This is a genomic window from Micromonospora sp. NPDC005220 (assembly GCF_040607895.1).
Taxonomy (GTDB): Bacteria; Actinomycetota; Actinomycetes; order Mycobacteriales; family Micromonosporaceae; genus Micromonospora.
The window spans coordinates 22,162-29,504 of the sequence record NZ_JBEXHP010000068.1 but is presented as its reverse complement, the minus strand read 5'-3'; the positions used below and the strand labels follow the sequence as shown (position 1 = coordinate 29,504).

At 70.9% G+C, this 7,343-nt stretch carries 7 protein-coding genes; 6 read left to right on the top strand and 1 reads right to left on the bottom strand.

Annotated features, from left to right (window positions below; translation table 11 throughout):
• From ABZU52_RS22440 to ABZU52_RS22420, 5 genes are all read left to right on the top strand, one after another.
• Positions 1-445: Lrp/AsnC family transcriptional regulator (locus tag ABZU52_RS22440; RefSeq protein WP_354972945.1), on the top strand; the 445-nt coding region annotated here is incomplete at its 5' end.
• Between the two features lie 212 nt (positions 446-657).
• A complete protein-coding gene (locus ABZU52_RS22435) occupies positions 658-1,197 on the top strand; it encodes a DinB family protein (RefSeq protein WP_354972944.1) in 540 nt (179 codons plus the stop codon).
• A 312-nt stretch (positions 1,198-1,509) separates the two neighbouring features.
• Positions 1,510-2,757, top strand: coding sequence for an NAD(P)/FAD-dependent oxidoreductase (locus ABZU52_RS22430; protein WP_354972943.1), 1,248 nt, complete (start codon positions 1,510-1,512; stop codon positions 2,755-2,757).
• Positions 2,758-2,765: 8 nt separating this feature from the next.
• The gene (locus ABZU52_RS22425; RefSeq protein WP_354972942.1) at positions 2,766-3,254 is read left to right on the top strand and encodes a MarR family transcriptional regulator; all 489 of its coding nucleotides are present in this window, start codon (positions 2,766-2,768) and stop codon (positions 3,252-3,254) included.
• Between the two features lie 156 nt (positions 3,255-3,410).
• On the top strand, positions 3,411-3,680 hold the full coding sequence (locus ABZU52_RS22420; RefSeq protein WP_354972941.1) for a hypothetical protein: 270 nt from the start codon (positions 3,411-3,413) through the stop codon (positions 3,678-3,680).
• Positions 3,681-3,799: 119 nt separating this feature from the next.
• Here ABZU52_RS22420 and ABZU52_RS22415 read toward each other — a convergent pair whose 3' ends face one another.
• Positions 3,800-4,000, bottom strand: a complete 201-nt coding sequence (locus ABZU52_RS22415) for a hypothetical protein (protein WP_354972940.1) — start codon at positions 3,998-4,000, stop codon at positions 3,800-3,802.
• Between the two features lie 100 nt (positions 4,001-4,100).
• On the opposite strand from ABZU52_RS22415, the gene ABZU52_RS22410 reads away from it, so the two are divergent.
• A complete protein-coding gene (locus ABZU52_RS22410; RefSeq protein WP_354972939.1) occupies positions 4,101-7,286 on the top strand; it encodes a penicillin acylase family protein in 3,186 nt (1,061 codons plus the stop codon).
• The last annotated feature ends 57 nt before the right edge of the window (positions 7,287-7,343 follow it).

Below are 7,343 nucleotides of genomic sequence, written 5' to 3'. Positions count from 1 at the left end.
TACGGCGATCATCCAGCACCTGCAGACACATGCGCGGCAGACCAACCGCGAACTGGCCCGCGCGGTCGGCATCGCGCCGTCCACCTGCCTGGAACGCGTGCGCGCACTACGGGAACGCGGCGTGATCACCGGCTACCACGCCGAGGTCAGCCTGGCCGCCCTCAACCGCGGCGTACAAGCATTGCTGCACGTGCAGGTCCGGCCCCTGAGCCGCACCGTCATCGACGGCTTCAAGAAATATGCGATGGAGCTGCCCGAGGTGCTGTCGGTGTACGTCGTGGCCGGCGGCGACGACTTCCTCGTCCACGTCGCCGTACCCAGCGTCGACAGCCTGCACCACTTCCTCATGGACAAGTTCAGCGGACGCCGCGAGATCGTCGGGTTCCGCAGCTCCGTCATCTATCAACACGCCCGAAAGCAGGTCATCGAATCACTTGACCCGTAACGCACGGCCGCAGGGTCGGTACGGTGCGCACATCTACCGCCGATCAGGCGCGGCGCGGTCGCCAGGACCGCTTGATCAGGTGCGCGCTCATGCAGCCGACCGCGAGGTCGTGCCGATGAGCGAGCGGAGATCGAATTCCTTCTGGCGGCCATCGAAGTTGAGGCACCGCAACCAGCTTGACTGGTGCGGTCCGCCCGCGATTGGGTGACGCCGTGAGCAAGTTGTGGACCGCCCCCGAGGACGACCCCAGGACCTTCGGCCAGCCCGTCGGCGAGAAGGCAACCTACCGGGAGTACCTCGACAACTACCGTCTGACCATTGAGATGAAGTGCGACGGACTGGACGCCGAGCAGCTCGGCCGGCGCTCGGTACCGCCCAGCACCCTGAGCTTGCTCGGCCTGGTCCGCCACCTGGCTCAGATGGAGAACCACTGGTTCCAGCGTGTGCTGCAAGGGCGGGCCGACGCACCGCGCCTTTACCAGCACGAGGACGACCCGGATTGGGACTTCGGGGGCGCGGTTCCCGACCCAGCGGTGGTGGAGGACGCCTTTGCAACCTGGAAGGCCGAGACCGCGAAGGCGGACGAATGGCTCGACGCCCTTGAGGAGGCCGACCTGGGCCGCGAGGTGCCGGTCGACGGTGGCAGCCACGCCACGCGTGACGTGCTTGTCCACGTCATCGAGGAGTATGCGCGGCACGTCGGCCACGCCGACCTCCTGCGCGAGTGCATCGACGGGCGAACCGGCTTGTGACCCACCGGGCGGTGGGTCAGCATAAGGACCGCCGCCAGCGCGGTACCAACACCGTGGCACCGGAGTACTGGCGGCACATCGAGCACTACGCCAAGCCGACGCAGCGCGCGTAGAGGCTGTCAGAGGGCGGTGCAGCGTTTCGACAGCGTCGGCTGTGACCTGGTAGTGGGCACCGCCGTCCGGGCGACGCTCATCAACAATGAGCGTTGGGCGCAGGGCGGAGCTGATCGAAGCCCGGCGATGCCTGCCAGTCGTGCGTTGAAGAAGTGCCGGCGGTCTTGCCCAAATCATCTTAGTCATTAAGATAATCGCATGGGCATATCGACTGACTTCTCGGTGGCCATCGCCGGCGCCGGCCTGTCCGGCCTCTGCCTCGCCCAGTACCTGATGCGCGCCGGCATCGACGTGCACGTCTACGAACGGGACTCGGGCCCCTTCGTCCGGCGGCAGGGCTACCGGATCATTCTCGACCGGTACGGGCTGGAGGCACTGCGCGAGAGCCTGCCCCGCCCGCTGTACAACCTGGCGCTGACCACCGGCGACGAGCCCGGCGGGCAGCTGCGCTTCACCGACAGCCGGCTGCGGGACGCATTCACCATCACCTTCAAGGACGAGCCGCACGCGACCCGCCAGGTCGACCGGCTGACCCTGCGGTCGATCCTGCAGTCCGGGCTTAACGGGCGCATCCACTACGGCAAGGAAGCCGTCGCGGTGGACAGCGGCGGCCCGGCAATGCTGCGACTGCGGTTCTCCGACGGCGGGGCCGCCCCGGCAAGCGTCGTCGTGGGCGCGGACGGCGTCGGCTCGGCGCTGCGCGCGCAGCTCATGCCGGACGCGGACCCGGCGAACACCCCGATGGCGGGCATCTACGGCCGCTCGCCGCTGCGGCGCAACGGTGAGAGCGTCATCCCGGAAGCGCTGCGTACCAGTGGGGTCCTGGCCATCGCCGACCGGCCGGGTCGCGCATTCTTCTTCACCTCCATGCGGTTCGGCGAGAGTCCACCGGAGGCGTTCGCGCGCCTGGCCCCGGACAGCTATGCGCCTACCGGCTACGACTACGTCATGTGGGGGCTGCTGCTCCGGCAGGAGGAGGTGCCCGTCGGCGTCCGCGGGGACCTGCTGGCGCTGTGGAGACTGGCCTCCCGGTTGAGTACGGACTTCCACCCGGTCATCCGGCGGCTGGTCGGCACGGCCGAGTTGGACGCCACGGTGCTCAACCTCTTCGCCACTGGCCGGCGCCCGCGCCGGTGGGCGGTGCCCCGGGCGACGATGATGGGCGACGCCGTGCACGTCATGCCGCCGTTCGGCGCCCATGGTGGCAACACGGCGCTCCGCGACGCCGCACTGCTCGGCCGCAGGCTGGTCCAGGCTCGGGCCAGCGGCGCGTCGGTGGAGGAGGCCATCGCCGGCTACCAGGACGAGATGGTGCCCTACGCCTTCCGCGCCGTCGACACCGCCGCCGGGCTGATGCGCCGCCTCACCGGGGGCGCGGCCGCGCCGCACTGGGTGCTGACCCGCGTGCTACCTCGGCTGCACCGGGTCACCGTACCGGAGGCATGATTGCCGGCATGTCCCACGAGCCGGCCCGGGCGTCCGCGATCGCCGACCTCATGCGCGCCGGGCGGGAGACGTCGCGGCTGTCCATGGTGTTCCGGTACGCCATCGCCGAGCGGCTGGGCCTCACCGTCAGCGACCTGGAGTGCCTGGACTACCTGGCGGACGTCGGATCCGCCACCGCGGGGCAGGTCGCCGGGCGGACCAACCTCACCACCGGGGCGGTGACCAGCATGCTCCGCCGGCTTCAGCAGGCGGGCTACGTGACGGCCGAGCGCGATCCGGCGGACCGGCGGCGGGTGATCGTCACCCTGCGGCCGGAACGGAGCGCCGAGCTGAAGCGACCGTACGAGCGGTTCGCCGAGCGGGCGGAGCGGCTCATTGAGGGCTACAGCGTCGAGGAGCTCATGCTGCTGGTCCGGCACTTTGACCACATGCAGGCGATGTACCTCGCCGAGTTGGACCGCCTCGGCAGCGGCGACACCGCGCAGCGGTCCGCCTGAGGCGGCGTCGCGTGACGGACCGCGCCTCCGATCCGCTGCCTGACGACGAGATGCCGCCGGTCATCGGCAAAGTTGCCGCCGTTGCTCGGCGAGGATGTGGGGTGCACCCGGGGTGTCTGGGAAGCGGGCGGCCGGCGGTACGCGGACAATGCGGGGATGAAGCGAGAGGTACGGCTGATGCGGTTGACCGGTGCACGCGCCAACGGTGCGGTGGCGACGGGTGCGGCGGCTACCGGCGCGCGGGCTGCGGGGGCGGCGTCGTTCGGCGCTCTCGCCGTGGGGGCGCTGGCCGTCGGGGCGGTAGCCGTCGGGGCGGTGGTCATCGGGCGGTTGGCGATCCGCCGGGCGGTCGTGCGGGAGCTGCGCGTCGGCCGGTTGGAGATCGACGAGTTGGTGGTGCACAGTCGACCCACTGCTGACGGGTAACCCTTCACCACCATCGACTGGGCGCCCGGCTCGGCCTCCGCGGAGGCACAGGTGTGGGCCACGATGGTGGCCGAAGCCGCCGCGGCGGGGCAGAGCCTGGCGGCGCCGACGCGCCGCTGTCACTGGCCGAGCGCATCGAGGTCCTTGGACCAGGTGAATCGGTACGCCGTTGGAGCAGCGTCGCCATTGATCACCAGGCCCGGGCGGGAAGCTTCGCGGGGCGAAAGGCGGCGAAACGTCGGCATTGGCGTGTGGTGAATGACGGCTATCCCGGACGGCGCTCCTGCGTCGATCATTGCCCAGAGATAGATGCGAGTCATTCTCACCTCCGGGTGGAACGCCCGGGCGCGGAGGGCGAGACGTCGGCACCGGAAGCCGGGCGCACCGTTCGGCCCGACTCCGCGTCCCCGGAGGATCGCCATGCCCCGTCCCGCTCTTCGTAACCGGCTCGCGGCGTTCACCGCCGCCGCCCTGACCGCGAGCGTCCTGACGGTGACCCCGCCGTCACCGGCGCTGGCCGCCAGCACCTTCGCCGCCAACGACTACTGCCTCGGCCAGTGCGCCGACATCCTGCCCCCGGGGCAGAACGGCAACGCCACGCTTGTCGCCATCCTGGCGCACCAGGCGCTCGGCACCCGCCCGGCGCACTCCAGCGACCAGCTCGACGAGTACGCGAACCTGGTCTACAACTACGCCGGGCTGACCGACGAGCAGATCGCCCACTTCTACAACGACGCCTCGTTCGGAGTCCCGGCCGCACAGGTCGAGAGCACCGTCTCGCCGCGCGCGGACGTCACCATCGTTCGGGACAAGGCCACCGGCGTCCCGCACATCACCGGCACCACCCGCGGCGGCACCATGTTCGGCGCCGGCTACGCCGGTGCCCAGGACCGACTCTGGGTGATGGACCTGCTGCGGCACGTCGGCCGCGGCACCGTCAGCTCGTTCGCCGGCGGCGCCCCCGGCAACCGGGAGCTGGAGCAGAGCGTCTGGGCCAACTCGCCCTACACCGAGGCGGACCTCCAGGCCCAGGTGGACGCGCTGCGCACCAAGGGCGCCCGGGGCCAGCAGCTCTACACCGATGTGGTCGACTACATCGCCGGCATCAACGCCTACATCGACAAGTCGATCGCCGACGACAACTACCCGGGGGAGTACGTGCTCGCCGGCGCCGGCAAGCCGAGGCACTTCACCATGACCGACCTCATCGCCACCGCCGGCGTCGTCGGCGGACTCTTCGGTGGGGGCGGCGGCAGCGAGATCCAGTCGGCGCTGGTCCGGGTGGCCGCCCGAGCCAAGTACGGCGCCACCGAGGGCGACCGGGTGTGGGCGGCGTTCCGCTCGCAGAACGACCCGGAGACAGTACTCACCCTGCACGACGGGCAGAGCTTCCCGTACGGAGCGACGCCGCCCGGCGCTACCAGCGCGGTGCTCCCCGACGCCGGTTCGGTGGTCGCCGAGCCCCTGGCGTACGACGCCAGCGGCGGGGCCGCCGCCCGCACCGGCGCCAGCACCGCCACCAAGGAACTGCTCGGCGGCCTGAGCAACCTGCGCGCGCACGGCATGTCCAACGCGGTAGTGGTCTCCGGACGGCACACCACCACCGGCAACCCGGTGGCCGTGTTCGGCCCGCAGACCGGCTACTTCGCGCCGCAGCTGCTCATGCTCCAGGAGTTGCAGGGGCCGGGCATCAGCGCGCGCGGCGCGGCGTTCGCCGGACTCAACCTCTACGTACTGCTCGGCCGGGGCCAGGACTACGCGTGGAGCGCGACCTCCGCCTCCCAGGACCTCACCGACACGTACGCGGTGCCACTGTGCACCACCGACGGCAGCGCCCCGACGCTGCGCACCAACCGTTACCTTTACCACGGGCAGTGCCTCGCCATGGAGGCTCTGGAGCAGCGCAACTCCTGGTCGCCGACGTTGGCCGACTCCACCCCGGCCGGTTCGTACACGCTGCGCGCGCTGCGCACCAAGTACGGGCTGGTGTCCTACCGGGGTCTGGTGAACGGGCAGCCGACCGCGTTCACCAAGCTGCGCTCGACCTACCGGCACGAGGCTGACTCGGCGATCGGCTTCCAGGCCTTCAACGACCCGTCGGCGATGGGCAGCGCGTCGGCGTTCCAGACGGCAGCGGCCAGCGTCGGGTACGCGTTCAACTGGTTCTACGTCAACTCGACCGAGGCGGCGTACTACAACTCCGGCTCGAACCCGGTGCGGCCGGCCACCGCCGACCCGAACCTGCCCACCAGGGCCGAACCGGCGTACGAGTGGGCCGGCTGGAACCCGGACACCAACGACGCCACCTACGCCCCGGCGTCGGCGCATCCGCAGTCGGTCAACCAGGACTACTACGTCAGCTGGAACAACAAGCAGGCGCGGGACTTCGGCGCGGCGGACGGCAACTTCAGCTTCGGCTCCGTACACCGGGGTCAGTTGCTCGACGGCCCGGTGCGCGCCGCGATCGCCCAGCGCAAGCTCGGCCGCGCCGACGTTGTCAAGATCATGGCGGATGCGGCGGTGACCGACCTGCGCGGCCAGCAGGTCCTCGGTGAGCTGCTGCGGGTGCTGGACAACGCGCCGGTCACCGACCCGGCGCTGGCCGACGCGATCGCCAAGCTGCGGGCCTGGCAGCAGGCTGGCACGCGGCGGGTGGAGACGTCCCCCGGCTCGAAGGTCTACCAGCACGCGGACGCCATCCGGATCTTCGACGCGTGGTGGCCGCTGCTCGCCTCGGCGCAGTTCCGCCCCGGCCTCGGGCCGGACCTCTATGCCGCGCTGGTCGATGCCATCGAGGTGAACGAGGCGCCCTCGGGCGGCCAGAACGGCGGGCGGGACGGCACCGCGAGCTGGGCGTTGCAGGGGCAGGCGCACAAGGGCTCGTCGTTCCAGTACGGCTGGTGGGGCTACGTCGACAAGGATCTGCGCACCGTGCTCGGCGACCCGGTGGCCGGCGGGCTCGGGCGCGCGTACTGCGGCAACGGCAACCTCGGCGCGTGCCGCCAGGCCCTGCTCGACACGCTCGGACAGGCCGCCGCGGTGCCGGCCACCACTGTCTACCCGGGCGACAAGTCCTGCGGGGCCGGCGACCAGTGGTGCGCCGACTCGATCGCCCAGTCCGGCCTGGGTGGAATCACCCACCCGCTGATCGCCTGGCAGAACCGCCCCACCTACCAGCAGGTCGTCTCGTTCCCGGCGCGCCGGGGCGACGACGTCACCAACCTGGCCCAGGGTCGCCCGGCCACCGCGTCGAGCACCCAGTTCCTGACCAGCTACACCCCGGACAAGGCGGTCGACGGCAGCCTGAGCAGCCGGTGGGCCAGCAGCTACAACGACAACCAGTGGCTGCGGGTCGACCTGGGCGCGGCCCGCACGGTGAGCCGGGCGGTGCTGCGCTGGGAGTCCGCGTACGGCACTTCGTACCGGATCGAGGTCTCCGGCGACGGCAGCTCCTGGACGCCGGTGTTCACCACCACCGCCGGCAACGGCGGCGTCGACAACGCCACCTTCGCCCCGGTCACCGCCCGCTACGTGCGGGTGTACGGAGTCAAGCGGGCCACCACGTACGGGTTCTCGCTCTACGAATTCGAGCTGTACGGGAAGTGATCTGGCCCGGTGGGGGCGGCGGCATCGCCCGCCGCCCCTCCGTCACCGGCCACCAGT

Coding starts and splice junctions, on each gene's coding strand:
- ABZU52_RS22425 (WP_354972942.1), top strand. CDS start 2,766: ATGTCCCACGAGCCGGCCCGGGCGTCCGCGATCGCCGACCTCATGCGC.
- ABZU52_RS22410 (WP_354972939.1), top strand. CDS start 4,101: ATGCCCCGTCCCGCTCTTCGTAACCGGCTCGCGGCGTTCACCGCCGCC.
- ABZU52_RS22415 (WP_354972940.1), bottom strand. CDS start 4,000: ATGACTCGCATCTATCTCTGGGCAATGATCGACGCAGGAGCGCCGTCC.
- ABZU52_RS22430 (WP_354972943.1), top strand. CDS start 1,510: ATGGGCATATCGACTGACTTCTCGGTGGCCATCGCCGGCGCCGGCCTG.
- ABZU52_RS22420 (WP_354972941.1), top strand. CDS start 3,411: ATGAAGCGAGAGGTACGGCTGATGCGGTTGACCGGTGCACGCGCCAAC.